The sequence below is a fragment of the Pseudomonas sp. BP8 genome (genome assembly GCF_017875955.1).
Taxonomy (GTDB): domain Bacteria; phylum Pseudomonadota; class Gammaproteobacteria; order Pseudomonadales; family Pseudomonadaceae; genus Aquipseudomonas.
In genome coordinates, this window is record NZ_JAGINK010000001.1 from 3,613,939 (window position 1) to 3,639,090 (window position 25,152).

Genomic DNA, 25,152 nt, shown 5'->3' on the forward strand with positions numbered 1-25,152 from the left:
GGGCACCTTCAAGGTTGTTGAGAGGAATGCAAAGTCAGCTCGGTGATTTCAGGCGGGATACCGAGCCTGATAGGGAAGCCGTTCCACAGCGCTGTGCCATTGCTGACGTATAGGGTCATGCTCCCGACCTGGTACATGCCCGATATGTACCCGTCGTTCGCATAACGAGCGATATGATTCAGGCCCAGGATCATGCCGCCATGCGTGTGGCCGGATAATTGAAGTGACACCCCAGCTTCCGCCGACTCCCGGGCGCTTTGCGGGCGGTGTTTCAGCAGAACAATAGGTGTACGTTCTGGAATGCCTGTAATGGCCTGACCGAGGTCAGGAGCCGCACCCCTGTAATTGGATGCGACCTCATCAGTGACGCCGGCAACTGCCAACTGCGTTTGATTTCGGGCGACAATCGCGTGCTCGTTGACCAGCACCTTCATGCCTAGCTGTTCGAAGATCTGCCGCCAACGACCTTCTTGAAAGTAGTATTCGTGATTGCCAGGGATTGCGATCACGCCCAACTCGGCACGCAGGCCGCCCAAAGCTTTCACGTCGCGTTGCCTGGCCTCAGGTGTCCCATCGATCAGGTCGCCGGTGATCACAACCAGATCGGCATTGAGCGCATTGGTCTTGGCAACCACGTCCTCCGTCCACGGTGCGTCGAACAACCGACTGATATGCAGATCCGACAGTTGCACGATGCGCATGCCATCAAGCCCCCTTGGCAGGTTTGGGATCTCGACGCTGACGCGTTTGATGGGTGGTACCTGAATGGCTTGGTGAACACCGTATCCGGACAACAGCACTGCGAACGCCGCTGCGCCAAGTCTGTTGCGTGCTGTGGCGAGGCTACGAGCGCTACGAATTGCCTTGATCACCAGGTTGCACACGTCCAGCAACAACGTGAAGACAGCGAGCAGCACAAACGTACAGAACGCCCAACCAAGCAGGATGACCAAGATGCGCGGCATTTCTGGGGAGAACATCGTACCGAACGTGAGGATCTGGAGTGCGTGGTACTGAGATACGCCGAGAAGCACCATCGCCCCGATTACGCACCAGGTTTTGGCGATAGGGAGTGGCAGCACAAAGCGCCATATCAAGTAGAGAGCTCCGGCAAGGGTGTATACGTGAAACACAGCAGATACCTTCATTCATTATCAGTGTTGAGCTGGATTTATGTTAGCTTTTCAAAGGCAGCATTAGGTTTAGGCCTTATCAATGCTGTGTTGAATCCTGCTCATCACTGGATGACTTTATGCCTGTACTTCCCACAGCCAAGCTCTCCCGATCCGACCTGGCCGACTTGAACTCATTTCTGGTAGTGGAGGGGCATCGCAGCTTCACGAAAGCGGCAATTGAGTTGGGCGTGACGACCTCTGCACTGAGCCACTCAATTCGCAATCTAGAAGCGCGGCTAGGGGTGCGCCTGCTGAACCGCACTAACCGAACCGTGTCTCCGACGGCAGCGGGTAGCACCCTGGCAAAACGGCTCGCAGTGGGCTTCCAGGAGATTGGGGGCGCGCTGGCTGAGGTCGATCAGCATCGTGATCGACCCTCCGGACGTCTGCGGATAAACGTGCTAAGTGACGGCGCCAAGTTGCTGTTCACCAAGTCTCTACCTGCCTTCCTCGACGCTTACCCGGATGTATCTGTAGAGATCGCAATCGACGACCGTATGGTGGACATCCTTGCGGCGGGATTCGACGCGGGTGTGCGTTACGGAGAGACCATCCCTGAAGACTTCATCGCAGTGCCTATCAGTGACCATATCCGATGGGTAGCCGCAGCGTCCCCACGGTACATTAACCGGGCGCCTCGGCTGGAAACCCCGGATGACCTGCTCAACCATAAGTGCATCCAGATCCGAACAGGACAGGGTGTGATCTATAGATGGGATTTCGACAAGATTGGCGATCGACGAGTGATCGATGTGCCAGGTCAGCTGTGCGTCAATGAAACCGAGTTCGGAATTCAGATGGCGCTCGCCGATCGGGGTATCACCTACTGTCCCGAAGAGCGGATTCGAGCGCACCTGGACGCTGGGCGCCTGCAGGTAGTGTTACCTGACTGGTCGCCGCTTGGGGCACCTTACTACCTGTACTATCCAGGTCGGCGACAAATGCCTCCAGGACTACGTGAACTCATCGACGTACTGCGCGCCGATTCGAGTACATGGAGCACGAGAGGTCGCCCAGCGTGAGGCCGTCCGATGCTATCCGGGGGAAAACCAATGAGATCAAGCAAGCTGTCGAGTCCTACGGTTTCGTGGACGTCCGGATATTCGGCTCCGTTTGCCGCGGTGAAGACAGAGAGGGCAGCGACCTCGACCTCCTTGTAACCATACCGGCTGAGCGGGCAGGGAAGATCTCTCTCTTCGACATCTTGGCTCTTGAATCGAAGCTGGAGGAAATGCTGGGGATACCGGTTGATATGAACGTGGCGAACAACATGCCTGACCACCTCAAATCCGAGGTGGAGCGCTCTGCCATTCTCCTGTGATTAAGCGTCTGACGTGACAGATGCGACCATTTCAGTAGGGGTGAGAAGCCCACAAACCGAAGGTTTTGAATTTTTTTCGTACCCCCCCTTGAAATTATTTTTTAGAACCGGAGCTTTATAGTTTGAAGTCAAAAGCAAAGCAGCGGTGCCCCAGCCACCGCGCACCTGGCATGCGCCACACCAGCTAACAGGTTCTCGATTTTGCTTTTTCGATTTTCGCTGTTGGGCGAAGCCAATGCTTTGAGCTGATTTTCTCCAGTAAAGTCAGAGACCAGGTCGCTCCGCCCCCCGAGCAATGCTGGTCGTTTTTTTGGGGCCTGTAAGGCCCCGGCTTCATTTTTGCCCCCAAACAACATGTAAATAACCTTAATTTCTAAAAGGTTATTTGTGCTCTCACCAGGGTGGATTGCTTGGCTTCTGCCATAGGGTATAGTTCCGTCGCTCAGAGGCTACCGCCCCGGTAGCGCCGATTCGTTTCAGCCATTGGCACCCTGAATGACACGTGAAAAGTCTGCGACAGAGCAGGGCCCACCACTCGATGCTTATGAACTCAAAATGGCTCGTGAGCGCCCAGCTTTTCTGAATCAAGAAATGCTTGATGCCATTGCTCGAGAGCATGCTGGCGACCTGATCAAAATTGGCAGCGGCATACCAACGGCTTTGGATGACGAGACATTGCTGGCGCCCACTCAGGGCCTACGCGACAAACATGCCTGCGATGATCCGAGCATCTAGCAAAGCATGATGAGGGAGTTCTGATCCGTCGTTCAGGGGCTCGAGGGTGAGCGCGTTTGTGGGCGCCGGATACACGTTTTGCGGCCACTTACCTTCGTTGTAAGCGAGTTCGCAGAACAGCTCCCAGTCGTACTCTGGGGCATCAGTCACTACCGTGATCATGCAGTCGAATGAGCGCAGAAACGCTATTAGCCTGTCGCGGGCATCGAGAATAGGACAGCTATGGTCACCACCCCACAGCTGAGGGAGAACGATCTCCTTTACGAAATCACTGCAGTCATCGAGGTGCCATGTGTCGAGCAATTCGACATAAAATTCCCTGCCGTCCTCTGCTACCAGCGCCAGCGAAATCAGCTTTGCTGTGGCATTGAGCTGCGTGAATTCGCAATCTAGAAAAATTCTCATCAGAAGGATCCTGTACCACTAATGCTTCGTAATCGATTCACAATGGCCCAAGAAGGAGTGCTCTGGAAAGCTGCGTTGGAACACCTGGGCCCCCAAAGACTTCTCGAAACCGTGGTTGATCTGCTGCGTTCCTTCGGGCCGAGACCCGCCCGCAGCCAAAAGGAGTATCTCGAACGGCAATGGCTAGGCGAGGACATTCTCAGGATAGTTAAGAGCGCTCAGGTGGAGGCGGGCATCGAAGCGCCAGGCCCAGACGATCTGCCCAATAGAGTTACGATTCTGGCGTGCTACAGCGATTACCTCGCAGACCGCCTCTTGCTGCTAGTGCCCGCTGACGTCCTCCCTCGTGAACTGGTGGGGAGGCGAATTGATGATGACCTGGGCATCTGAAGCCTTAGAGTCTCTGTAGACTTACCCTTTGCCGCGGGCCGGAGGATAAACGTCGACCACGTATCACCCAAAAGCTTGCTCTAGGAGTGCTTTCATCATGTCTGCGGCAGAACCTTGGAGCCAAAGCTCCTGATTGCAGACCTCTACACGAGCAGGATTGACGTGTATGACTTTCGCGCCTGCTCCTAACGCGCGTAGGGGCAACTCCGCGGCTGGATACACGACACCGGACGTACCGATCGAGAAGAACAAATCACAAGCACCTGAGGCAGCAAAACCCGCGCTCCAGGCTGCGTGCGGAAGCATTTCTCCGAACCATACGACTCCGGGCCTGATGTATCCGTTACATGCATCGCACCGCGGTGGCTCAAGACGGCAACCATCCACGGGTAAGTCATCAGAAGAAAGGGGCGCCATGTGGGCATTGCCGCAGTCAATGCACCTAGGTGAATGAAGGCTACCGTGGAGATGAATCACGTCCTGGCTCCCAGCCCGTTCATGCAGGTCATCCACATTCTGGGTTACGACTGTCAGCTTAGGAACGTGCTTAGCGAGTTCTGCTATCGCGAGATGAGCTGCATTCGGCTGCGCTTGGAGCACTTTCAACCTACGCCACTCGTAAGCGTCCGCCCAATTCACCTTGCGTGAGCTGGGCCGGAGTCCACTGACGGGGTAGCAGCCCCTCCTTAGTGGCCTCTTTGTCAGCACCGGTACCCTAGCGAGACTGCGCTGCTTGTTGACGGGAATACGCTGCAGCACACTAAGCGTCCATCGTAAGGAGACGACCCCACATGAAGGACACGCCTAGCATCCCCCTGATTATCCTCGATGTTCAGGATGCTATCGATCAGCCTGTTTGGAATGGTAAAAGCCACCCTGGCTATTTGTCCGTAATCCAGCGCCTTCTGCGGCACTGGCGATCAAATGGCTGGCCTGTCCTTCATGTGAAGCATGATGAAGAGAATCCCACCTCCAGCTATCACGTTCATGGCCCCTGGAATGGGATCAAGAAAGAAGTGGCTCCGGTAGAGGGCGAGATTGTCATCATCAAGCGTGAGAACTGCGCATTCATAGGAACCCAATTGGATGCCATTCTCAAAAGCATGCAAGTAAAAGGCATTGTTTTGACCGGAGTTGTGGTTCATAACAGCATGGATGCCACTATCCGAGCCGGGAAAGCGCTTGGGTACGAAATTATTCTTCCTGCGGATGCCACGACTGCTGTACCCGTAATCGGGCCGCAAGGAACGTGTTGGGACGCCTCAACCGTCTATGAACTGACCTTGGCCATACTGGGCACCGAATATGCCCAAGTCATGTCATCAGATGATGTGGTCGCACAGCTCTGCCTATGAAACGGCGGCAGGCTCCCACTGATGCGGTAGCAAGTGCCCGATTTCACTGGCCCGCTGGGTCGGCAGCCGCATCAGAACGTCTTTGAGATAGGCGTACGGATCGTGCCCATTCATGCGCGCTGACTGGATCAGGCTCATGATTGCAGCCGCCCGCTTACCGCTGCGCAGCGACCCGGCAAACAACCAGTTCGAGCGGCCCAGCGCCCAAGGCCGGATCTGGTTCTCCACCTGGTTGGTGTCGATGGGCACAGCCCCATCGTCCAGGTAGCGCGTCAGCGCTACCCAGCGTTTCAGGCTGTAATCGAGGGCTTTGGCCGTGGCCGATCCGTTGGGTACCAGATCGCGCTGGGCCAGCATCCACTCATGCAGTGTTTTGCTGATCGGTACCGCCAACTCCTGACGTATTCGCCACCGATCTTCATCATTCATGTCCCGCGCTTGGCGCTCGACCTCGTACAAGCCGCTGATCGAGTGCAGTGCTTGTTCGGCCAGCTGACTTTTGTTCGCCGTGTGCAGATCGAAAAACTTGCGACGGGCGTGAGCCATGCAGCCGATTTCAGTGATGCCTTGTTCAAAACCAGCTTTGTAGCCAGCGAAGTCATCGCAAACCAGCTTACCGTTCCAGTCGCCTAGGAAGTTGCGTGCATGTTCGCCAGCACGGCTTGGGCTGAAGTCGTACACCACGACTTTGAGCGCCGAAAACGACGTCGTGCTGTAGGCCCAGACATAGGCCCGGTGGGTTTTCTTCTCGCCTGGCGCAAGCATTTGAACCGGTGTTTCGTCAGCGTGAATCACACCCTGGTTCAGCACCGCTTCACGCAGTGCATCGATCAACGGCTGGAGCCGCACGCCGGTTTGCCCGACCCACTGGGCCAAGGTCGAGCGAGCAATGGCCAGCCCGGCGCGGCCAAAGATTTTCTCCTGCCGGTAGAGCGGCAAGTGATCGGCAAACTTGGCCACCATCACGTGGGCCAGCAGGCCAGCGGTCGGGATACCTTTATCGATAACCTGCGCGGGCACCGGTGCCTGAATCAGTGTTTCGCACTGACGGCAGGCCCATTTTGCCACGCACATGTTGCTCGACGGTAAACACGCCCGGCGTGTAATCCAGTTTCTCGCTGACGTCTTCGCCGATGCGTTGAAGTTGGCACCCACAGGCGCACAGCGTGTTCTCTGGTTCGTGACGAATCACCGTGCGTGGAAACTGCGGCGGCAAGGGCGCACGTTTCGGGGATTGCCGTGGTTCGGCCTGTGACGACGCGGGAAGAAGCTGTTTTAGCTCGGCCTCGATAGCTTCAAGGTCTGTGTCGAGCAGGTCATCCAGCAAGCTGCCTTGTGCCGGGCTGATTTGCTCGCTGCGCTTGGCAAACTTGTGGCGTTTGAGCAGGGCAATTTCGAACTTGAACTGTTTGATGAGGATTTCATCGTTCTGGATCTTCCTGCTCATCGCCTCGACCTGAGACTGCAACTGCAACGCCTGTGCCGCCAAGGCACGAAGCTGTTCCGGGGTCATCTGGTCGAGGTTGGGCGAGAAAGTCATGCCGCCGATTGTGCCAGAGCAGGCGCGATGCGACGACAAGTAGACCGGCCAAATGCTCGGCGGTTACAGCATGCTGATCACACCGCCTGCACCGACACGCTGCCACGGCAGGCCCAGAACCAAGGCCTGGAGTTGTTCGCTGTCGAGTTCGATCTCGCTGCCATGGCGAATGCCGGGCCAGTGAAACTTGCCTTGATTCAGTCGCCGCGCGGCAAGCCAGACGCCGACGCCATCGTGCACCAGCACTTTCATCCGGTTAGCCCGGCGATTGGCGAACAGATAAGCGCAGTGCGGCTTTGCCGCACCGAACACCGCAATCACCCGGGCCAATGCCGTTTCGGTGCCGGCGCGCATGTCCATCGGCTCGGTGGAGAGCCAAATCGCATCGATGCGGATCATTGAGCGACAGCCCGGATAAATTGCGCACAGCCCTCGGGATCTGAGATTGGCCATTTCACTGTGATCACTTGGCCGGCCATGGGCAACTCGATGATCACTGACGCCTCGGCCGGCCGTTTAGGGGCGGCTTTTAGTGGGACGAATGCCGGTAGTGAAGCCGCTGAGGGCTGATCTCGATAGAGCGGCATCCATTTGCGGATGAGGTTGGCATTGATGCCGTGGCTGATGGCAACACTGGAATTGGATGCGCCAGGTTGCAGGCATTCCTGAACGACCTGGGCTTTGAACGGTTTCGGATAAGAGCTTCGTTGGCGCATGGAAATCCTAGCGATAAGGGCGATCACGTCCGCTTAAAAATACGCGGACACCATCGCCCTTAATGCTGGAGTGCGGAAGGTGAGTTCGCCGGACGCTTACCGCCACTCATACCAACCCCAGCACAGACCAGGATCCGCACGGAACGCTTCGGCGGTCGCTAATTGAGCAGGGTCGAATCGAGACCAGAGACCGGTCAATGCATCTCTGAATGTTGGGATCCCACTCTCGGCGGACACGCCGGCGCCGGTGAAAACGACAACGTGCCTTGCCTCCTGCAACAGCTTAGCGATGGTAGTGAGCGGCATTGAGATGTCCTGGAAATTCGTTCCCTTGAGGTTACCCGAGCCTACCTGTTTGGTCATTGTGCGATGCTGAGGGATCGAGCAGCAGTGTTTGCGTAAGTCGTATAAGTGTCCAGAAAACCAAGCTGGCGCTAAGAAGTAGGTCAGACCGTGTAGGAGCGGTTCACATCAAAAAAAAACTGTATGTATATACAGTATATCTATCAATTACGGAGAAACGCACACCGATTGAGCAGATTTTGCATCGCGGGCGCTGGTAGAACGGCACGGAACCGGACTTGCCGTCAAAGCCCCATAATTTATCGTAAGCCCCAAACCACGGGCCTTGCAGGCTAATTTATCTGCCTTTTCTGGGCAGATATGAGACGGCAGCGGGCTGTGAGTATCAAATTTCCCAGGAGGGAAAAGAATGCTGTATGCATATACAGATTTTCCGCGCTAGGACTAATCATTGTGTCCCATGGGGGGTAGGCGCGCCGTTTCCCAAAATGCTAGGGTGAAGCTCGCGAGACCATCCACACCATCTCCGAGGCACCAATGAAAAGGACAGGAAGTCGGCAGCGTGCTAGGGAAAGCATCGCGAGGATGATCTCTAAAATTGAGCGACTAGAGGCCGTGCGTCGCTCTGAGCGAATCAGCATCTTTCAACGGCTCAAGTCCAGGTTAGGCTGGGTACTCAAAGCTTTGAGTATCGCTCGACCAATATTCCGTACGCACCAAGGTCGGTGAAATGCAGCTCACGCTGCGCCTGACTCTGGGTAGTTGGCTAAGGATGGTCTGACAGGATTCTTGCGAAATCTTCCAGCGCACACTGGAAGTCTCCAAGAGCAAACTCTACGGGCTGACTGCCACTGATCCAGCGCGTTTGTGCGCCCACTTCCAGTCCCTCTGAAAGGCTCCATCCGAAGCGAATCCAAGTGAGGCTGCCTCCTTGGACGACCTGTTCGGCTACGAGCACCGTACAGCCGAAATCCATATCATCACTGCATACAAGAAGCGGCACGACAGTTGATGACCCGTCTTCTCCGGGCGTGAATCGTCGCTTTGCCAACGCCTCTTCCGCGTCATTAATTAACCAGATGAGCGAAAGGCCCAGAAATGACACCTGTTCATCCGCCAAGTGCTCAGCGAGCCACTTCTCAATGCCAATGTCGTCGATAAGCAACCATGCGCATGCGTTGCGAGAGAACTTTGCCTGGTGCCTTGCAGCTTTGATCTTGTGAAGCATGGAGCGCCCTTGGTTGAAATTGAGTGGCCATGCAAGCGCGTTCTCGGCGATCCGCGCTGCATGGCGGACAGTAACGCAAGGCAGTGGCCTAGGGTTAGCTCAATGGCAAGGTTTGCGGCCGTAGCGACAGCCCGCTATGGTTGGTTTGCACAATTTCTAGCAGGGGTGAGCAGTGTCCGGAGTCCGACAACATTTCATACCGCGGTTTCTGCAAAAAGGATTTCGCATCCCCTCGAACGGCAAGATTGTCCGTTCCTGGGTGTATGAGCATGGTCGGCCACCACGTCCGGCGAACATCGCTGATGTAGGACTAGAGCGCTACTTCTATGCCGTCGAGGCCGAGACCGAGCTCGATGACAAAATCAGTGAGGCTGAACAGCATGTCTACGCGCCTCTCGTTGAGAGGCTTCGGGAAGGATTTGTAGATGCAGGTGATGCCAGCCTCATAGCGGAAATGCTGGCGCATTTCGAAGTGCGTAGTAGGCATGTCAGAGAGAACATGGGTGGGCTATTCAAAGACTGCACCAGCCAAATCATGTTGCAACTTGCGGATCCTCACACCTTGGCCTTGCTTCTCGAAAAGCACCTTACCCCTGGGTCAGAAATGCTGGACAGGGCGCTGGCGGAGCAAGGAATTACGTACGAACAGCTGCAGCTCATCCTTCGTCTCAATCAAACAAGACTCCAGGATGTGCTTCGGCCTCTAGTTGAAGCTTTTGCTGCCAAGATCAGCAATGCGCTGCCAGCATTCCTCCCCCAGATCACGGAGATTGTGAAGCAAAGCCACGTGAAAATTTTGACGGATGCGGTTTCACCGTCCGTGCGAGCAGCCCGTTTGGCGTGCTTGAAGTATTCAGTCAAAGCCTTTGAAGCATGCAATCTCCCCCTAGGCGATTCGATCGTGCTTTTCCACGTCAAAGGGGAAAGGGCCTTCAAGTCATTCCTCGATAAGGGAGACGAGGTGTTACACGTCGTGCTTCCGTTGTCATCGAGTCAATATCTACTAGGTGTTGCGACGGGCGCCGGAGCGGATCTGAGCTATGACTTGTCGGAGCAGATAGCCCGTTGCTCGATGAGATACTTCATCTCCTGCAGCGATCAGATGACAGAACTACAGGATATGATCGGTACCAATGCACACTGGCTTTCGCAGGCAGAAACTCAGTCCATAATGGACAACGTCGTCGGAGAATTGCTGCCCAAATCACTCATCTGAAATTTAGGCAGTCAGTCCTCCGGCAAGCGGAGCGCGCAAGGCGTGAGGATCGAAGCCCGAAGGGCCAAGACGAATGCGAAGCGGGCGGCTTGGTTCACGAGAGCCGACCCAACGGGCACGCCCTGGAAAGCTCTGTATGCCTACTCGTCGAGCTCCAACCGACATACCGGCTTACCACACCGGGTCAAAATGAACGTATGACCTTTCTCTGCGAGCTTGAGCACTCGACGAAAACGTCGACGCGCCTGGCTGATGCTCATCACGTATTCCATAAAACCTTCTTAACCTAACAATCGCCGAAGAAGCCCTTCAATCTGCGTGTTCTCATACCTGGCACTTAGCTCGTCGAGCTTGGCGCCCCGACGCTCGCCAGTCGCAAGGCTCAGCCCATGCAGCGCGTTAACGAGCCGTTGCTGCTCCTCAACGCCTTCACGAACGTGTAGCCACATTGAATTGACCAGCTTCACCACGGACTCCAGCTCCGCAGCCAGAACCTGTGTCTCGATGAGCTTGTTGCTGTTCACTGTCGTCTTGAGAGCTACAGCACGCTGCTCAAGCTCCTGGAGCTGCTCGCTCAAGCACTCAGCCTGGTCGATCGACGTGGCAACACCATCAATGAAGATCTTGTCTTCCTGGATGCTGTAGATGGCCAGCGAACCGTCGGCCCCACCCGTGACATCTAGCGCCAGCACGTTGCCTAACCTCAGAGGCCGCGGAATCCACGTATGCCCGGTACAGACTCGCCACACTCCCGGGACGCCTTCACGATGGTGCTTAACGATCCGATCTCGCCCCCATAGGGCGATCTCCTCCATCGCGGGATTGTCGATTTGCTCCAGGAAGGTCGGCCAGGCCATGCCCGCCGGCACATCTGCGTGCACAACGCCGACGACGCCCCGATTCGACGCAACCTCGATCACGACCGGAAGACTCCGAAGCTTCTCGATGATCATCGCTTTTGACTCATCAGCGATCGTCATCCACCAGCCCGCGCCATGCGCAGAATAGCGAGCCTCGGGATTGGCTTCATATGCGTCGATTAGCATTCGCTCGTGGTTACCCTGGACACTGAAGAACCAGGGCTCGCCGAGCAGCTTTAGCCCATCCAACACACCAGGCCCGCGGTCGATGACATCCCCTACAGCGATCAGCCGATCCTTGGTTTTATCGAAGCCGAACGCGTGCAGACCGCGGTGGAGATCTGTGGTTTTGAAGTGGATGTCTCCCACAACAAAATCTCGGCCGTGGAGATTTTTCGGGAGCTGAAGAACCTTGGAATTCATGGGGTAGGGCACGTCTCCGGTGCCGTTTCCGGCGTGTCGATAACCCACCTATTTTCCGCTTATCGAGCGCATACGTCGAGGAAAGCGGCCTCTTCAGCAGCGCCTCTCGTAATGATCCCAAATGGGATCATTACGAGCGTTTTTATGGGTTAATGTCCCCAAACGGGATCACTATGGAGAGCGCTGAGCTGGCGCTGAGACGAAAACGCTATGTCGAAAGCGGTCGTTCGCGAATGAATGTTGCAGACCTACGCCGCCGGCGAACCCTAGCAGTGGATGCCACCACTTACCCAGCTCACTGAGCTACCACCCCTAGATACTGACGCAACTGTTCACCTAGAAAATCGAATGCCTGCACGATTCTGTTAATTTTGCGCAAGTCGTTGTGCATTGCGATCCACACGTCGACCTCGAAGCTAAATTCGTGTGGCAGCACGTGTACTAGGCCGTGGGATGTTGCTATCTGCGTCGGGCAAAGATCGAAGCCCAAGCCCGCTTTCAGAGCAGCAAGTTGAGAAAGATGATGATCAGAGGCGATGGCGAAATGTTGGTCGGCATCGCACAGACCGGCGTCGACAAACCGACGCAAATCCGCTGAGCGTCTGTCCGGCCCGATCAGCGGCTGCTGGCGCAGCGAAAGCAGGGAGGCTGGGTTACCGTAGCGCTCCAGGCACTCGGCACTGGCATGAATGCCAATCCGCAAACTGCCAACACGCCGCACGGAGATATCTGCTTCATTAGGCCGCAACAGCCGCACCGCGATATCCGATTGCAGCCTGGCGATATCTTCGAGGGCGTCGCTTATGCTTAACTCAAGTTTGAGCCCGGGGTGTTCGTAATGGAAAGGGCGCAGCAGCCCGGGCAGCACCTCGACGCCAAGCAACTCGCCACAGGCCAGCCGAATCGTGCCGTGATCCACGGACGTTTCAGCGCTGGCCATGCGGTTGAGGGTTTGCGCGGCCAGATCCATAGCCTCCACATGTTCGATCAGGCGCTGCGCTCCGGCAGTAGGAGTCAGACCTTGAGGTGTGCGGGTGAACAGACTCACACCGAGAACGTGTTCAAGATGGTCGAGGCGTCGGCGAGCAGTGGCCTGGGCGATACCCAACAATTTCGCCGCGCCGCTCAGGCTGCCAGAGCGCAACACGGCGAGAAATACACGCTGGCTTTCCCATTCAAGACCGCTCATACATTCCTAGCCAACAGTTGCTCCTTATTTGCTCTTCTAGCCGAGCCTGTGAACAGGGATCATGCACCCTGAACATTTCCAGGCGCCATTCTAAGGAGTTAACGCATGAGAATCACCGGCCAGTGCCGCTGTGGGCAAGTCAGCATTGAAATCGCAGCGCAGCAACTGCCGCCACTTTATGCCTGCCACTGTTTGAACTGCCAGCGCTGGAGCGGCAGCGCTTTTGGTCTGCACGTGCTGTGCGCGGCTTCAGCTGTTGAGGTGGCGGGAGAAGCGGCGATCTTTGAGCATGAACACCAGCGGCAAACGTCCACCCAGCATGCTTGCGGCGTATGTCATACCCGGCTGTTCAACGAGACCTCGGCAGCGCCCGGTATCCGCGTGGTGCGAGCCGGCGTTTTGGAGGGCTCGGAGCGTTTCGAACCGGTTGCACATATTTGGACACGTCGGAAGCAGCCATGGTTGGTGCTGCCGGGTACTGTCCCACAATGGGGAGAGAGCCCAACGCCCGAAGAATTTGCCGCCACACTAGGGTAAAAGACGTTACTAGCCTGCATCAGCCAGCGGGTAGCATCGCGCAATGAACATCTTTGCGATGTGACACCGCAAGCGGAGCGCGCAGCCCATGGATGGGCAAAGGCGTGAGGATGGAAGCCCGGCAGGGCCGTAACCTGCCAACGGCAGGGTGCGGTTTACGACAGCCGTCCACCGAAGGGGCACGCCCATGGGCCGATCTTCAGGCGCCTCTACTTGACCTCTTCGACCCTACCGCCGCACTCCACAAATTTCTCGCGATAACCAGAGCGGCAGTAATTGGCTACCTTGGTGGGACTTGGGGGCGGGGAGCATGCATTGGGCATATTGAGAGTGTTGAAGTGCTCGCACTGCTGCGTGGAGCGTGCCTGTGTCTCGTACAGCGAATCAAAATTGTCCTGCTGATTTTTGACATCGGTTTCGCACGCAATCACCTTGGCATCCAGTTTCTTCAGGCAATCCAGACCGTCCGGTTTCTCTGGGTTGATGTAGCGGTATTGCGTACAGGCAGCCAGCAGTATCACCAACGAAAGGGTGGTCAATCTAATCAACACAGTCGAGGCTCCGTCCATTCTGAGCGTGACGCTTTCGACTTTGCTAAGCGAGGTCAGTTCATCTAAGACACTGCCCCTCCGAGTTCGAGGTGCATGCAGAGCTATCTCTGGCAGAATGTCGAGCAGTCTCTTCGTTGTCCTTGGAGTAACCCCGTGCTGACAGTCTCGGCGCTAATCGCATTGGCCCAGGAAGCACCTCAAGATCTGATGCGCTGGTCGAGCTTCGTGGCTCGGACGGAATTTGTATGGAAAGTCCCCGCCCTGGTATCAGACGCTGAAGGGTGGCAGTCACTCTGGTTTGAGATGGAGATCGTCAATGGCCTCGCATTGGCCGAATGGGAGGAGGACGGATCTCCTCAAGACTGGTCGAGCCGGTGGCGTGAAGGGTACGAACAGGATGCGCGAGGGTGGATTGAGCAACTGCTCCAACTGCTTGTCGATGCTCCGAGAGGCTCCTGCCTCACCAGCCAAGCGCGGCCATAGGTAAAAGAAAGCCCGCGGTTAGGCGGGCAAGGTCTATCACACGTAGGGATGGCTTCACTGCCTCCCATCCTCCGTGAAAACTGAGTGAAGGAACCGAATCAGGTGACAGGCATTGTCAGGATGATCTTTCCGACATTGAGTGAAGCCTCTATTTTTCGGTGAGCATCCGCGGCTCGCGCCAATGGGAAGGTGCTATCGACCACGGGCTCGAGACTACCTCCCCCCTCGAACCGATCGAGCCAGTATTCTCGGAAGCGTCTTACCATCGCATGCTTTTCAGACTGTGTGCGTGACTTCATCACCGTGCCAATGATCTGAAGGTGGCGATACAGAATGTCCTCCAGCCTGAGGCCGACATCACCCCCGCCGCCCAGAATACCGACCTGTACCAGGCGGCCACCTTTGGCGAGCGACTTGATGTTCCTCTTGAAGTAGGGCTCACCTACAAAATCGATGATGACATCCACACCTTGCCCGTCCGTGTGCTGCGCGACGACCTGGGCAAAGTCCTGCGTTTTGTAATCGATGGTGAAATCGGCGCCCAGATTCTCGACTCGGGATAGCTTTCCAACCTCGGCGGTGGCGAAGACCTTGGCGCCTGTGGCGTAAGCAAGCTGCACAGCTGCTGAACCAACGCCACCAGCAGCGGCATGGATGAGTACCGACTCGCCCTGTTTCAGCTTAGCCAGGTGGATCATCGCTTCGTGAGCGGTCACAAAAACTTCCGGTATGGCTGCCGCATGCACGTAGTCGAGCTCAGCAGGAATCGGCATCGCCATGCGGTAATCAATACGCGCGATTTCAGCATAGGCGCCGCCACCCACAACCCCCATCACGCGATCGCCGACTTGATAGCCTGACACCTCAGTTCCGACCTCAATCACCTCACCGGAGATCTCCAAGCCGATGATCAACGAGTCGCCGAAATTGGGGCGTCCATAGCCACCGGTGCGATGGGTTAAATCAGCTCGGTTAACGCCGGCAGCGTGCACGCGTACAAGTAGGTCGGCGGGTCGGACTTCCGGCACGGGCACATCACTCACCTGGAGGACTTCAGGGCCGCCAAAGGTTTCAAAGGTGATCGCTTTCATGGCTTCAAAGGCTCCGAGTCAACGAGGGTGGATTGGGCTACGGCGGATGCAGTGATCGCTGCAGGAAATCCTGCATAGAAGGAGAGGTGGGTAATGGCTCCAGCAAGCTCCTCACGCGTAATACCGTTGGCAATGGCGCGCCGCAGATGGGCCGGCAACTCATCGGAGTGACCACCAGCAATCAGTGCCGCGATGGTGATGAGGCTTCGGTCGCGTGGCGACAAAGAGGCGTCACCCCAAATTTGCGGGTAAAGGGTCGAGTCAATGAATTCCGACAGTTTTGGCGTGAAAGCCCTGGCCGCCTCACGAGGGCTTGTAAAGTTGAGACCTGTCATGGAGGCGGCTCCTCAAACCTGGCTGATGAATTTGTTGGTGAGGTAGTGCTCGATACCTTCGATGCCGCCTTCCGAGCCGTGACCGCTCTCTTTGATGCCGCCGAAGGGAAGCTCTGTGGCGACGATGCGGTATTGATTGATCCCGATCATGCCGGCCTCCAAACCATCGGCAACATCGATGGCCGTCCGTGCATTGGTGGTGAACGCATACGCGGACAGGCCATAGGGCAAGCGATTCGCCTCAGCCAATCCATCCGCCAGCCCTTCGAATGGCATCAAGATTGCGATCGGGCCGAATGGTTCCTCGTGCATGATGCGGGCATCCATCGGCACGTCGGCCAACACGGTGGGTGCAAAGAAGAAACCTGGCCCAGGCAAGGCTTCGCCACCGGCCAACACTTGGGCTCCCTTGGCGACAGCATCAGCCACCAGTTCCTCCATCTTGTTCAACTGCCGCAGGTTGGCGAGCGGCCCGACTTGCGTATGAGGGTGCATACCGTTGCCGACCCGCAGTGCTTTGGTCGCGGACACGAATTGATCGACGAATTGCGGGTAGACACTCCGCTGAACCAGGAAACGGGTTGAAGAGATGCAGACCTGGCCGGTACCGCGGAACCGGTTGGCGACGCCCTCCACTGCGGCTCGCTCCACGTCGGCATCGTCGAACACCAGCACTGGGCCATGACCACCCAGCTCGAGCGTGATCGGCTTTACGCCTTCGGCTGCGCGACTCGATAACAGACGACCGATGGGCACAGAGCCCGTGAAGGTCACCTTACGAATAATGGGCGAAGCGATCAACTGACTCGATACCTCATCAGGCACGCCAAACACGACCTGCAGCACACCTTTCGGCAGCCCGGCATCATCCAAGGCACGAGCAAGGGCGAGGGCAGTGGAGGGGCTTTCCTCTCCAGGTTTGAGAATGACACTGCAACCGGCGGCAAGCGCGGCAGACAATTTGCGCGCCGGCGTAATTGCCGGGAAGTTCCAGGGCGTGAAAGCAGCCACGGGCCCTATTGGCTGGCGCTTGACCAGTTGCAGCACACCGGGGCGGTTGGCCGGTACCACACGGCCATCGATGCGCCGGGCGCTTTCGGCGAACCACTCGAAATACTCCGCTGCCCGGGTAACTTCGTCCATGGCCTCGCCAAGAGGCTTGCCTTCCTCCAGCGTCATCTGCGCAGCAATGTGTGTCGCACGTTCCAGGATCAGGTCGGCAGCGCGTTTGAGAACCCGGGCACGCTCAGCTGGAACCGTGTTGCGCCATTGTTCAAACGCGAGCTTCGCCGTCTCGAGGGCCAGATCAAGCTCGTCAGCAGTAGCCAGCGGCACCTGACCGATGACTTCTTCAGTGGCTGGATTTCTGACAGTCGCCGTTTTACGGCCTTCTGTGTCGATCCATTCGCCGCCGATGAAAAGGTAGAGCGAGTCGTAGGGTGTATTCATGGCTGTGACCTTCATAGGGTTCTCTGGTTGACCTGCACTGCGAAGCTACGCAGGACTTGGTAGACGGTGGCTGGCGCCGGCCCGTGGAATTGAGTCTATGGAGGTCGCCGAGAAGGATTTAGCCCAGCTGAAGGGAATGATTGTTGTGCAGAAAGGTAAAATAGCTTTAAAAAGCGCACCGATTTGCACACAGTGAAAGCTGAATGAGCCGGCCTAAGGGAAGAGGGCGATGGACAAGTTTTCTAATATGTCGGTGTTCGTGAAGGTCGTTGAGATGGGTAGCTTCACTGCAGTGGCCAATCACCTGGACTCGACGGTGGGGAATGTGTCGAGGGCGGTGTCGGCGCTCGAGCAGATGCTCGATACACGCCTGCTCCAGCGCTCCACTCGGCGCTTGTCGGTCACCGATGCGGGAAGACGATTCTACGAGCGCTGTACCGTTATCCTGGCCGACCTCGAAAACGCTGAAGCAGAGGCGAGCAACGCATTGCTCCAACCAAGAGGCACTCTCCGCGTCCATTGTGTGCCTGGCCTAGGTCGACACCTTGTTACTGAGGCCGCACTGGAGTACCGCAAGGCGTTTGGTGACGTAACGGTCGACTTGATGCTCTCGCAGCGCATGCCGAATCTACTGGAAGACCAGTTGGACGTATCGATTCAGATCGCTAGGGTGCTGCCAGACTCAAGCTATGTGAGCCAGAAAATAGGAGTCAGCCACTGCGTATTGGTGGCCTCGCCCGATTACCTGGCGAACCATGGAGCGCCCGAAGCACCTGCAGACCTGGTTGATCATCAATGTCTCTTGCTGGGCACCGTGGACTACGCGCGAGATGAGTGGCAGCTCAAGAGGCGAATGGGCGATGCAAAGTTCATCCCCAGCGGGCCAGGCTTCAGTGTGAATGACATGGAGGCCATGTCTGTCGCTGTCAGAAGCGGTGCGGGTATCGGCTTGCTGGCGGGTTTTGCAGCTATCGACGATCTGCGGGCGGGAAAACTGATCCGTGTGCTTCCCGATTACTTTACTGAAGAGCGGAACGTGTACGCGGTGTACACATCACGGCAGTTCACTGACGCTAAGATCACCCGGTTCATTGAGGTTCTCAAGGACAAGGTCGGGAGCCAGCTGGCGGTGATTGCCGAGGAACTCATTCATTAACAGAGCGGAAGCAATGAGAGTCTGACTCGCCCAGGCTCAATCATCACGCTCTAATACCGTATCCAGTGGCTCGTCGCTCATGCGCGTAAGAGAAGGGGTAATTTATGGATCGCGAAGGCCCTGGGACTTCAGGTACCTTTGATGCTCCGGCATCACCCAATCATGAACAAGCGTTTCCAACGACCGCTTCTGAGCGCCTGCAGCTGGCACTCGATGCTGGCGCCATCATCGGAACATGGGTGTGGGACATTCCCGAAAACCGAGTAACCGCCGGTGAGCGTTTTTCCCGATCATTCGGGCTGCCGGCGGACAGGTGCATGGTCGGCATTCCGATCGAAGAGGCATTCTCCTCAATTCACCCTGATGACCGTGATCTTGTCTCCGCTGACATCCAGGAAGCGATGAATCGTGGTGGAGCATACCGGTGTGAGTACAGAGTGCGGCAAAAGGATGGCAGCTATCGGTGGATTGAGGCCAATGGCCGCGCCGAGCTCAACTCTGAAGGCCAAGCTGTACGCTTCCCTGGGATCCTCATGGACATCGAGTCACGCCGCTCTGCCGAAGCGGAGCGCGACAGGATGTCAGCGTTACTCAGGACTTTTACTGCTGCAGTGCCTGGAGTCGTCTACGCCAAAGATTTGGAAGGCCGGCTCCTTGTTGCGAACCATGGAGCTACCCAGCTCATCGGCAATGCCTTGCTTAGGGACTGCTAGTGCATACGAAGGCGAAATTTTCAAGGGTGGTCTGCGAGCAGATCGCGATGGCTGTGAGAGTATGTACTCGGCTAGTATCAACGTCATTAGAGATGGCCACACATGGGAGAGAGGAAGTCATGCAAATGGTACCTGTTCGATCTTCAGCCATCACAGCCGTTGGCTACGACGCAGACACTCGTAGAATGAAGATCGCGTTCAAGCAAGGTCGTACCTATGACTTCTGCGGTGTACCTCCGGAGGTTCATCGAGGGTTAATGAGCGCCGGATCTGTGGGAGCTTATTATGATCGGGTGATCCGCGACCGTTATCAGTGCTGATCGTCAGCCAACTGTTGCCCATCGTCTAGGATTTCCCCGCGACAGCGTTTGCAATAGTGGTGGTGATAGTGACCTTGAGCTTCCAAAAATGAAGAGAACACTTCTGGGAATGGCGGAAGCAGGCGAACCATTGCTAAGGGAAGCGCTGGAAGCAATTCGGGCCTACAACGAAGCACAGGCTCAAGCGCGGCCTGCAGCAGAAATTGAGCGCCTTCGCCTTGAAGCTGATCATCTGTATCAGACCGTGATCGACTTCCAGCTGCACAAAGCCGGCACTTTACGCCGGCAGGTGCACTAGCGTCAGCGGTGAAGGTCGGCCAAGTCTTTGGTCACGCTGGTTGATACGTCATGCTGACTACGGCCTGCTTGGTAACAGCAAACACCCCAACGCTAGCATTCACGTTGTCTGAGCCTGTTAGTACGTGAAGGCCAACTCGGTCTGCACTGAAGTCTGCTCCCCGGGTTTAACTGCGCGGGACTGGCGGCGACCAGGCAATTGAATTGTGCTTGAATCTTCCAGCTTGATGCTCAGTCCAGGCAAGCCACCATCATGCTGAAGCTCATCAAGCTCGGCTCGCATTTTTGACATCAAGTCCGATGCTGACCTTCCAGTGTCCTCGCTTAGTGTCAGCGTGAGAAGCGTCAACGGGCTCAGCTCGAGCCGACTGCTGATCTGTTCAAGCTTGTCCAGAGTGATGCTTGATTTCCCTAATTCAAGCTTTGATAGGTAGGTGCGGCTGGTCGTGTCAGCAAAGTCCCGCTGTGTGATATTACGCTTGCTGCGCAGTGCACGAAGCACGTTGGCGAAGGAGGCTTTGAGCGTCATGCTTCGTTCTCTGCGTTTTTGGCCATTTTGATAGGGGGCTACGTATCCTGCCTGTAGCCTATCATGGCTGGAAAATGGTCACTCGCATCTAGAGGCAACACCGCACCTTCCGTTCGCAGCGCAGAAGCAATATGAGATTAAGAATATGCAGCGAAAAAATCAGCAACCAGCCCTCCCTGATGACCCTCTCTATCAGCAGGCCATAGAGGCCATGAAGCGATACGATCAAGCGAAAGCGGATGGGAAGCCTGAGGCTGAGGTGGAGCGTCTTCGTATCGAGGCTGAGCACGCATTTCAGACAGTCACCGATTACCAACTCGAAGCGCTCGGGGGCCTGTCTCCGACTCGCCATTAGCGTACGCTGCGGTACCAAGGAAAGCGCGTAGCCCCCATCGCAGGTGTAGTTGAGTCGACCAAGCTGGCGCTCACGGAACTTGGTTGCACAACTGCGGAGGGCACCGATGCTGGCGCCAATTCAGGTAGGATGGCAGAGCCTCTGCAGCCCAGTTCGGGACTGCACCTGACCTGCTTGAGATCCACCTATGAACGGGCACTCGGACGCCTTCACTCAACTCAATCGTACCTTCTCGAAAATTGTTCTGGATGCAGACGTCAGCGACGACGCAGACCTGAATGCCAGGCACAGCAGAGCAGGAAATCTCCTTTGGCCTGACCTTTTAACTCATCACCGTGTGATTCTGCTATCCGAGGCAGGCTCAGGTAAGACCGAGGAGATTAAGAATGTCGCTCGCCAGCTCCGGAGCGAAGGAAAGCCGGCATTCTTTCTGCGGATAGAGCACGTCAAAGACTTCTTCGAGGGCGCTTTCGAAGAGGGCACCCATGATGAATTCATTAGCTGGTGCATCTCAGGAGCGGAGGGATGGATCCTTCTGGATTCAGTTGATGAGGCGAAGCTGCGAAGCCCACTCGATTTCGAGCTAGCCATACGAAAGATTGGCTTGTACGCAAAGAAGGCTGGTGAGAACGCTCACATCGTTATCACCAGCAGGCTATCCGCCTGGCGCCCTAAAACTGATCTTGCGCTCTGCCAAAGAGAGTTTCCGTTCGCACCCAGCTCCGGTGACGCAGCTGAAGGTACAGACACCGCAAGCCCATTCATGCTTGTCACCCTAGATGACATCCAGGGCGAGCAGATTGATACTTTTTTGAGAGCTACAGGCGTCGAGGATGTTGACAGCTTCAGAACTGCTATTGAGCGAACCGAAGCAAACGCACTCACAACGCGTCCGTTGGACTTCCTGGAGCTCGTCATCTTCTGGAAATCTAACGTTAAGATTGGATCTCGCTACGAGCTGATGCTCAGCAGCATTGAAAGGCGGCTCCTAGAGCACGACCCGAATAGATCGCATGCGAAGCCAATAGCTCCAAACAAGCTCCGCCGCGGTGCCAGACTGGTCGCCTTGGCTACTACGTTGGCCCAAACATCCGCTATTCGAATTCCTGATGGAAACCGAAACACCCGAGGGATGCCGTTAGATGGGATTCTCGGCGATTGGACTGAGACTGAATGCGAGGCGCTGCTCAGCCGGCCTATCTTCGATGAAGGCATCTATGGCACTACGCGCTTTCACCATCGCTCCGTCCGGGAGTACCTCACTGCGGAGTGGCTACACCATCAACTCCTGAACGAAGCTTCTCGCGTCAAAATCGAAGGCCTATTTTTCAAGACCCAGTATGGCCGTGAGGTCATAGAACCAACGATGCGACCTGTGTTGCCGTGGCTCGCCTTGCTTGATGAGCGCATCCGAGAGCGGGCCATCCGTGTCGCTCCAGAGATTTTCTTTGAGGACGGTGATCCCAAACATCTCCCGAGAGACTCTAGGCGCGTAATTCTTCAGCAGGTGTGTAAGGCGCTGGCCCGACCTGCACATGATTGGACAGTCACTGAGCACACGGCCGTGCAGTTGTTCGCGCACACTGATCTCGCGGACGTCATAAAAGAGCTTCTTGCCGAATACTGCGAGCACAGCCACATCGTTTCATTCCTGCTTGAGATGGTTGCCCAGGCCAAGATGGATGTCCTAGCTCCTGAAGCCAGGGAGTACGCCCTCAACACCAGGGACGCCCGCGTAAAGGTGGCTGCGATCCGCGCAGTCAAAGAGGCAGGTTCTGCAGATGACGTCGCTAGCCTGCGAATAGAGATGCTGGCGCGAACCTCCAAATTCGGGCGTGACTGCTTGGCAGAGCTGATAGAAGACCTGCCGATGGACGAGGTGTGGACTCAGTGGCTTTTGGACTCTCTGGCACGCTCTGCACGTAAGCCAACCTACAGCAGCAGCGATGAGCTCGCTTTCGCGATCTCCGAGATCATAGACGCATGCCCAACAGAGTTCCTCCACCTATTCCTTGAGGGCGTCGATGAGCTTTTTGACAAGGCTCCCGCAATTGATCGCGGCTACTGCGAGATCTCTAAACGTTTCTCCTGGCTGGCAGAACCTGCAGCTCAGGCCGCGCTGCGCCTCCTGAAAGCCAACGATGCGAGGGCTATGGCACCGCGCGTGCTTTCTGTGCTGCGAAAGCTTTCTCGCTTAGACAGCTACAACGACCTTGCAGACAGGAGTGCGATCACTGAGGTGAGGGAAGTCGTACCAACGTGGCCGGAGATGGATCATCAGCTGTTCTGGCATGATGTCATCGAAACGCGTAAAAGCGCGGAGAAGGCTATTGCCGACACTTGGGATCTCGGCGGTTTCCAGCATATTTGGACATACAACACCCAGAATTTCGAGCGTGCATGCGCTGACATTACCCAGAAAACAGAACTCGATGACCAACTCATGGCATTGAGTCTGGCGTTTCACATCTACCAGGAAGCCGGTCGTCCAGGCTCCTGGCACGAGCAACTCGAAACCGCGTGCGATGGCCGTCTAGAGCTCTGTTCAAAACTGGAGTTCATCAGCAAACCTCAGTCCAGCGAGATGACCAGGTTTGAGCGTCGTCAAGCGGAGCTGAAGGAGAAGCAGGAACGTCAAGCAGCCAAGGAGCAAGAGGAGTGGGAGGCCTGGAAGGAGCATTTGGCCAGAAATCTTATAAGCTTACTTGGCTCCGCCACACCAGGCGCTATCACCAATGCCCAACATACCCTTGACCTTCATATGCGCTCACTGGTCACAGGTACGGGCAAGAAGTCACAGGGTGATTGGGCGTCCCTCATTCCAGAGTTTGGAGAGCCGATCGCCAAGGCATTCCGGGAAGGAGCCATCAAATTCTGGAGGACTGCGCCTCAGAAATTGCCAAGCGAAGGAGGGCACGCCCTTGTACCATCAGCGACTGTGTCGCTCGGCCTAACTGGGCTCGCGATAGAGGCCAAAGAGCTCCCAACTCTCTTTTCTCAGATGACAGTCGCTGAGGCTGATGTCGCAGCGCGTTTTGGCTTGCTCGATCTCTACAGCTTTCCGACCTGGCTATCGAGTCTGTTCTCCTACCATTCTGATGTCGTTGCGACACTCGCTCTCCAGGAAATTGAAAGCGAACTGAGTGCTGCTCCAAGTGATTCGCGCCACCACTGCATACTGGAAAAGGTACGAAGGGGTGGTGACTGGATGTTCGACCATATCGCCCCGTCATTGATCTCGCGGTTGGAGAACCCAGTCGGAAGCGTCACGGGCCTGCAGCTGGCGCTGAGCATCTTGAACGATTCGTCCATTGCTGATGACGCGATCTCGAGGCTGGCCAGTGTAATGCCCCTCCCTTGTAGCGAGCCCGAGATAGCGGCAACCTGGTTTGCTGCTTGGATCGGGACGCAGCCAATCGTTGCAATCCCAGCTCTAGCGCAACACCTTGAAGCAATGACATTCGACGAGGACAAGACGAGGCTCGTGATGCTCTGCTTGACGGTTATCGCAGGTAACCGCAACGGAAGCCGCTGCCGCCAACAGTACAAAGCCCCTCACCACGCTGCGGAGTTGTATCTACTAGCGAGCAAGCAGATTAGGGTTGAAGACGACATCAATCGCTTAGGAAAGGGCGTTTACTCACCTGGCCTGCGCGATGACGCTCAGGACGCAAGAAATGGACTCCTAAACATCATTCGGGACACCACTGGCCACGAAGCTTTCCTCGCGCTTGAGAAGATTGCCCGAGAGCATCCTGTACCACGCCTTCGAGCATGGAGCGCGTTTTACACAGAGCAAAGGGCTACAGCTGATTCGAAATCCACGCCCTGGGAGCCAGCGGATGTTGTCGACTTCCAGAACCGGCTTGAAAAGATACCGGCTAGCCACCGCGAGCTGTGGAGCCTTGCAATTGACCGCCTTCAAGATTTGAAGCACGACCTTGAGAATGGTGACTCAAGCATTGCAGAACTCCTGCTGCCAGCTAGTCAAGAGAATACGCTTAGAAAACACATCGGAAACTGGTGTAGAGAGCGTGCAGCAGGCCGCTACGTCATATCACAAGAGGAGCAGCTCGCAGACGACAAACGTCCGGATTTCAGACTGCATAGCACCCGATTTGATGGGCCTGTGCCCATTGAACTCAAGCTTGCGGACAAATGGCCTGGCTCGCGGTTGTTCGAACGGCTGGAGAACCAACTGGGTGGTGATTACCTGCGTGACACACGGTCTACGTGTGGGATTTTCCTTGTGGTGAATCAAGGAAGCAGAGAGCTCTGGGTGACCTCGAAGGGCCGACTAGCTTTTGACGATCTCGTCATCGCTCTGCAAGATGAATGGAAGTCCCTGGCTCCTAAGTATCCCGGTGTTGCTGACATCAAGGTCGTCGGAATTGACCTTACCAAGCGAGGAGGGAAGGCGGCAGCCAAAGCCATCAACGCCAACCAGGCGAAAGCCAGCTTGAGCGAAGAGGAGTAAAAC

23 protein-coding genes and 4 pseudogenes are annotated in these 25,152 nt (G+C 56.2%); 12 read left to right on the top strand and 15 right to left on the bottom strand.

Annotated elements, in window-relative coordinates:
- Positions 1-8: 8 nt before the first annotated feature.
- Complete coding sequence (locus J3B00_RS15855; RefSeq protein ID WP_209868552.1) at positions 9-1,133, bottom strand: metallophosphoesterase; 1,125 nt, start codon at positions 1,131-1,133, stop codon at positions 9-11.
- A gap of 119 nt (positions 1,134-1,252) precedes the next feature.
- Here J3B00_RS15855 and J3B00_RS15860 point away from each other — a divergent pair, with 119 nt between their 5' ends.
- The 3 genes from J3B00_RS15860 (at position 1,253) to J3B00_RS15870 (ending at position 3,231) form a co-directional block, all read left to right on the top strand.
- Positions 1,253-2,197, top strand: a complete 945-nt coding sequence (locus J3B00_RS15860) for a LysR family transcriptional regulator (protein WP_209868554.1) — start codon at positions 1,253-1,255, stop codon at positions 2,195-2,197.
- Positions 2,194-2,496: a nucleotidyltransferase domain-containing protein gene (locus J3B00_RS15865; RefSeq protein ID WP_209868556.1), complete on the top strand. Its 303-nt coding sequence runs from the start codon at positions 2,194-2,196 to the stop codon at positions 2,494-2,496. The genes J3B00_RS15860 and J3B00_RS15865 overlap by 4 nt, the downstream gene beginning before the upstream one ends.
- Before the next feature lie 495 nt (positions 2,497-2,991).
- A complete protein-coding gene (locus tag J3B00_RS15870) occupies positions 2,992-3,231 on the top strand; it encodes a hypothetical protein (RefSeq protein WP_209868559.1) in 240 nt (79 codons plus the stop codon).
- Here the strand turns inward: J3B00_RS15870 and J3B00_RS15875 are convergent.
- A complete protein-coding gene (locus J3B00_RS15875; RefSeq protein WP_209868561.1) occupies positions 3,193-3,636 on the bottom strand; it encodes a 3'-5' exoribonuclease in 444 nt (147 codons plus the stop codon). The genes J3B00_RS15870 and J3B00_RS15875 overlap by 39 nt on opposite strands.
- 453 nt (positions 3,637-4,089) lie before the next feature.
- Positions 4,090-4,647: pseudogene (locus J3B00_RS15880) on the bottom strand (Sir2 family NAD-dependent protein deacetylase); the annotation flags it as partial.
- Between the two features lie 170 nt (positions 4,648-4,817).
- On the opposite strand from J3B00_RS15880, the gene J3B00_RS15885 reads away from it, so the two are divergent.
- Positions 4,818-5,381: an isochorismatase family protein gene (locus tag J3B00_RS15885; RefSeq protein WP_209868564.1), complete on the top strand. Its 564-nt coding sequence runs from the start codon at positions 4,818-4,820 to the stop codon at positions 5,379-5,381.
- Here the strand turns inward: J3B00_RS15885 and J3B00_RS15890 are convergent.
- The 5 genes and pseudogenes from J3B00_RS15890 to J3B00_RS15910 all read right to left on the bottom strand — a co-directional run bounded on the left by J3B00_RS15890 (position 5,376) and on the right by J3B00_RS15910 (position 9,168).
- Positions 5,376-6,921, bottom strand: a pseudogene (locus tag J3B00_RS15890) (IS66 family transposase). The gene J3B00_RS15885 and the pseudogene J3B00_RS15890 overlap by 6 nt on opposite strands.
- Positions 6,922-6,984: 63 nt before the next feature.
- Positions 6,985-7,320: an IS66 family insertion sequence element accessory protein TnpB gene (gene tnpB, locus J3B00_RS26670; protein ID WP_245362570.1), complete on the bottom strand. Its 336-nt coding sequence runs from the start codon at positions 7,318-7,320 to the stop codon at positions 6,985-6,987.
- Complete coding sequence (locus J3B00_RS15900) at positions 7,317-7,637, bottom strand: transposase (protein ID WP_209868566.1); 321 nt, start codon at positions 7,635-7,637, stop codon at positions 7,317-7,319. Before J3B00_RS15900 ends, tnpB begins: the two co-directional genes overlap by 4 nt.
- A 99-nt stretch (positions 7,638-7,736) precedes the next feature.
- Positions 7,737-7,943 (bottom strand): annotated as a pseudogene (locus tag J3B00_RS15905) (Sir2 family NAD-dependent protein deacetylase); the annotation flags it as partial.
- 763 nt (positions 7,944-8,706) lie between these two features.
- The gene (locus tag J3B00_RS15910; RefSeq protein ID WP_209868569.1) at positions 8,707-9,168 is read right to left on the bottom strand and encodes a hypothetical protein; all 462 of its coding nucleotides are present in this window, start codon (positions 9,166-9,168) and stop codon (positions 8,707-8,709) included.
- Between the two features lie 172 nt (positions 9,169-9,340).
- Between J3B00_RS15910 and J3B00_RS15915 the strand changes: the two genes are divergently transcribed.
- Positions 9,341-10,384 (top strand): DUF4238 domain-containing protein, encoded by a 1,044-nt coding sequence (locus J3B00_RS15915; protein WP_209868571.1) that lies wholly within the window; start codon positions 9,341-9,343, stop codon positions 10,382-10,384.
- A 281-nt stretch (positions 10,385-10,665) separates the two neighbouring features.
- Here the strand turns inward: J3B00_RS15915 and J3B00_RS15925 are convergent, their stop codons facing one another.
- Both J3B00_RS15925 and J3B00_RS15930 read right to left on the bottom strand, forming a co-directional pair.
- A complete protein-coding gene (locus tag J3B00_RS15925; protein WP_209868573.1) occupies positions 10,666-11,667 on the bottom strand; it encodes a metallophosphoesterase in 1,002 nt (333 codons plus the stop codon).
- A gap of 295 nt (positions 11,668-11,962) precedes the next feature.
- Positions 11,963-12,856 carry a LysR family transcriptional regulator gene (locus J3B00_RS15930; RefSeq protein ID WP_209868575.1) on the bottom strand — a complete coding sequence of 298 codons (894 nt, stop codon included), beginning with the start codon at positions 12,854-12,856 and terminating at the stop codon, positions 11,963-11,965.
- A 105-nt stretch (positions 12,857-12,961) separates the two neighbouring features.
- On the opposite strand from J3B00_RS15930, the gene J3B00_RS15935 reads away from it, so the two are divergent.
- Complete coding sequence (locus tag J3B00_RS15935) at positions 12,962-13,393, top strand: GFA family protein (RefSeq protein WP_209868577.1); 432 nt, start codon at positions 12,962-12,964, stop codon at positions 13,391-13,393.
- Between the two features lie 209 nt (positions 13,394-13,602).
- Here J3B00_RS15935 and J3B00_RS15940 read toward each other — a convergent pair whose 3' ends face one another.
- The 4 genes from J3B00_RS15940 to J3B00_RS15955 all read right to left on the bottom strand — a co-directional run bounded on the left by J3B00_RS15940 (position 13,603) and on the right by J3B00_RS15955 (position 17,302).
- Positions 13,603-13,944: a hypothetical protein gene (locus J3B00_RS15940; RefSeq protein WP_348635953.1), complete on the bottom strand. Its 342-nt coding sequence runs from the start codon at positions 13,942-13,944 to the stop codon at positions 13,603-13,605.
- Positions 13,945-14,525: 581 nt separating this feature from the next.
- The gene (locus J3B00_RS15945) at positions 14,526-15,518 is read right to left on the bottom strand and encodes an NAD(P)H-quinone oxidoreductase (RefSeq protein WP_209868581.1); all 993 of its coding nucleotides are present in this window, start codon (positions 15,516-15,518) and stop codon (positions 14,526-14,528) included.
- Positions 15,515-15,853 carry a carboxymuconolactone decarboxylase family protein gene (locus tag J3B00_RS15950; protein ID WP_209868584.1) on the bottom strand — a complete coding sequence of 113 codons (339 nt, stop codon included), beginning with the start codon at positions 15,851-15,853 and terminating at the stop codon, positions 15,515-15,517. The genes J3B00_RS15945 and J3B00_RS15950 overlap by 4 nt, the downstream gene beginning before the upstream one ends.
- A 12-nt stretch (positions 15,854-15,865) precedes the next feature.
- Positions 15,866-17,302 (bottom strand): NAD-dependent succinate-semialdehyde dehydrogenase, encoded by a 1,437-nt coding sequence (locus J3B00_RS15955; protein WP_209868586.1) that lies wholly within the window; start codon positions 17,300-17,302, stop codon positions 15,866-15,868.
- 229 nt (positions 17,303-17,531) lie between these two features.
- On the opposite strand from J3B00_RS15955, the gene J3B00_RS15960 reads away from it, so the two are divergent.
- The 4 genes and pseudogenes from J3B00_RS15960 to J3B00_RS15975 all read left to right on the top strand — a co-directional run bounded on the left by J3B00_RS15960 (position 17,532) and on the right by J3B00_RS15975 (position 19,789).
- On the top strand, positions 17,532-18,458 hold the full coding sequence (locus J3B00_RS15960; protein ID WP_209868588.1) for a LysR family transcriptional regulator: 927 nt from the start codon (positions 17,532-17,534) through the stop codon (positions 18,456-18,458).
- Between the two features lie 104 nt (positions 18,459-18,562).
- Positions 18,563-19,147 (top strand): annotated as a pseudogene (locus J3B00_RS15965) (PAS domain-containing protein); the annotation flags it as partial.
- Between the two features lie 149 nt (positions 19,148-19,296).
- Complete coding sequence (locus tag J3B00_RS15970; protein ID WP_281076067.1) at positions 19,297-19,491, top strand: KTSC domain-containing protein; 195 nt, start codon at positions 19,297-19,299, stop codon at positions 19,489-19,491.
- An 88-nt stretch (positions 19,492-19,579) separates the two neighbouring features.
- Positions 19,580-19,789 carry a hypothetical protein gene (locus J3B00_RS15975; RefSeq protein WP_138217796.1) on the top strand — a complete coding sequence of 70 codons (210 nt, stop codon included), beginning with the start codon at positions 19,580-19,582 and terminating at the stop codon, positions 19,787-19,789.
- Positions 19,790-19,906: 117 nt separating this feature from the next.
- On the opposite strand, the gene J3B00_RS15980 is transcribed toward J3B00_RS15975, so the two are convergent.
- A complete protein-coding gene (locus J3B00_RS15980; protein ID WP_209868593.1) occupies positions 19,907-20,317 on the bottom strand; it encodes a helix-turn-helix transcriptional regulator in 411 nt (136 codons plus the stop codon).
- 145 nt (positions 20,318-20,462) lie between these two features.
- Between J3B00_RS15980 and J3B00_RS26675 the strand changes: the two genes are divergently transcribed.
- Positions 20,463-20,672 carry a hypothetical protein gene (locus J3B00_RS26675; protein WP_231386188.1) on the top strand — a complete coding sequence of 70 codons (210 nt, stop codon included), beginning with the start codon at positions 20,463-20,465 and terminating at the stop codon, positions 20,670-20,672.
- A 187-nt stretch (positions 20,673-20,859) separates the two neighbouring features.
- Complete coding sequence (locus tag J3B00_RS15985; protein ID WP_209868595.1) at positions 20,860-25,149, top strand: hypothetical protein; 4,290 nt, start codon at positions 20,860-20,862, stop codon at positions 25,147-25,149.
- Positions 25,150-25,152 lie beyond the last annotated feature (3 nt).